The organism is Oscillibacter sp. UBA6647 (assembly GCA_002455655.1).
Lineage (GTDB): Bacteria > Bacillota > Clostridia > Oscillospirales > Oscillospiraceae > Oscillibacter.
This window is the reverse complement of record DKLF01000093.1, coordinates 4522-5884: the sequence shown is the minus strand read 5'-3', so window position 1 is coordinate 5884 and position 1363 is coordinate 4522. Positions and strand designations below refer to the sequence as shown.

Genomic DNA, 1363 nt, shown 5'->3' with positions numbered 1-1363 from the left:
CTGAAGCTGGACGCGGAGCTGATCGAAAAGCTGACTTGGCTTGGCATTTCCGGCATTGCCAACGTGCTGTGCTGCATCAAGATGGCGAAGTATTACGAGCTGACCGAGCATGACGTGGTTGCCACCGTCCTCACCGACTCCGCCGTGATGTACGGCAGCCGTATCGAGGAGCTGAACGAGCAGCACGGCGCATACTCCGAGAAGGAAGCTGCTCTGGACCATGCCCTGCACATGCTGGGCGTGAAGACCGACAACCTGCTGGAGCTGACTTATGAGGAGCGCAAGCGCATCCACAACCTGAAGTATTACACTTGGGTGGAGCAGCAGGGCCGCACCGTGCAGGACCTGAACGACCTATGGTACAACGTGGAGGGCACTTGGGACGCAGTGCACAAGCAGGCCGCGGAACTGGACGCGCTGATCAACGAGTTCAACGAGGCCACCGGCGTTTTGAAGTCTCTGTAAGCGGGAGTATACCCCTTTTGTAAGTTGATAAAAACGCCTCAGGGCGGGGCTGAAAGCCCCGCCCTGACGTTTAGCTGTCCTCCGGTCCCTCAAAGACGGAGAGGAACGCTTCCTCCGCCTCCTGCTGGCTCCGAATCAGAAGAGCCTTCGCTTTCCCGGGATTTCCCGCGTCCAGCTCTTTGAGGGCATCTGTGACTGCATTGAAAATGATTGTGTAATACTTGGGAAATTCTTCTTCTTTTCCGGGAAAAGTTATCATACACGCTCACCTCAACTATATTCTACCATTATTAACATTAAAATGCAATACGATTTGCGGCTCAAAATGAGGTCCAGAATGCAAATGATATCTGCAATACAATTGATGTATAAAATGTATTGCGAGGTATTGAGATGAGAAAGTTTAGAATTCCGAAAATTCCGTCCACTACCAGTAAATCTATTCGTTTTCCTACGGATGTAATCGACGAGGTGGAGGAAGCGATTCGCGGAAAGGACTGCACATTTACTGCCTTCGTGGTGGAGGCGGTGCGGGTGGCGCTGGAGAATCTGCGGGAGGAAGAGAACACGGACGACGCGTGAATGCCTATATTGAATAAGGAGAACCCAACCATGAAAAATGTGAAATACGGCAAGTGCACCCGCTGCAGCAAGACCCATGACGCCGTGCCCGACCTGACCATTTGCGACTGCGGGGGCATTCTGGATATCGAATACGATTACGACTATATCAAAACCCAACTGACCAAGGAAAAGCTGGCGGACCGGCGGGACATGACCATGTGGCGCTACCGCGAGCTGCTGCCCATCGAGGAAAGCACCGAAAACACTCCCCTGCGGGTGGGTAACAGCCCGCTTTACGAGGAGCCGCGCCTTGCGGAAGAACTGGGGCTTGGCA

General features: G+C 53.4%; 2 protein-coding genes and 2 pseudogenes. 3 read left to right on the top strand and 1 reads right to left on the bottom strand.

The genetic code is table 11. The features are described 5' to 3' along the window. A pseudogene (locus B2W96_RS06585) lies at positions 1–465 on the top strand (pyridoxal-5-phosphate-dependent protein subunit beta); the annotation flags it as partial. Positions 466–535: 70 nt separating this feature from the next. Here the strand turns inward: B2W96_RS06585 and B2W96_RS06580 are convergent. Beyond that, the gene (locus B2W96_RS06580; RefSeq protein ID WP_293009489.1) at positions 536–724 is read right to left on the bottom strand and encodes a hypothetical protein; all 189 of its coding nucleotides are present in this window, start codon (positions 722–724) and stop codon (positions 536–538) included. Positions 725–858: 134 nt separating this feature from the next. Between B2W96_RS06580 and B2W96_RS06575 the strand changes: the two genes are divergently transcribed. Both B2W96_RS06575 and B2W96_RS06570 read left to right on the top strand, forming a co-directional pair. Then, on the top strand, positions 859–1047 hold the full coding sequence (locus tag B2W96_RS06575; protein ID WP_293009488.1) for a YlcI/YnfO family protein: 189 nt from the start codon (positions 859–861) through the stop codon (positions 1045–1047). A gap of 30 nt (positions 1048–1077) precedes the next feature. Continuing rightward, positions 1078–1363: pseudogene (locus B2W96_RS06570) on the top strand (threonine synthase); the annotation flags it as partial.

Coding starts and splice junctions, on each gene's coding strand:
- B2W96_RS06580 (WP_293009489.1), bottom strand. CDS start 724: ATGATAACTTTTCCCGGAAAAGAAGAAGAATTTCCCAAGTATTACACA.
- B2W96_RS06575 (WP_293009488.1), top strand. CDS start 859: ATGAGAAAGTTTAGAATTCCGAAAATTCCGTCCACTACCAGTAAATCT.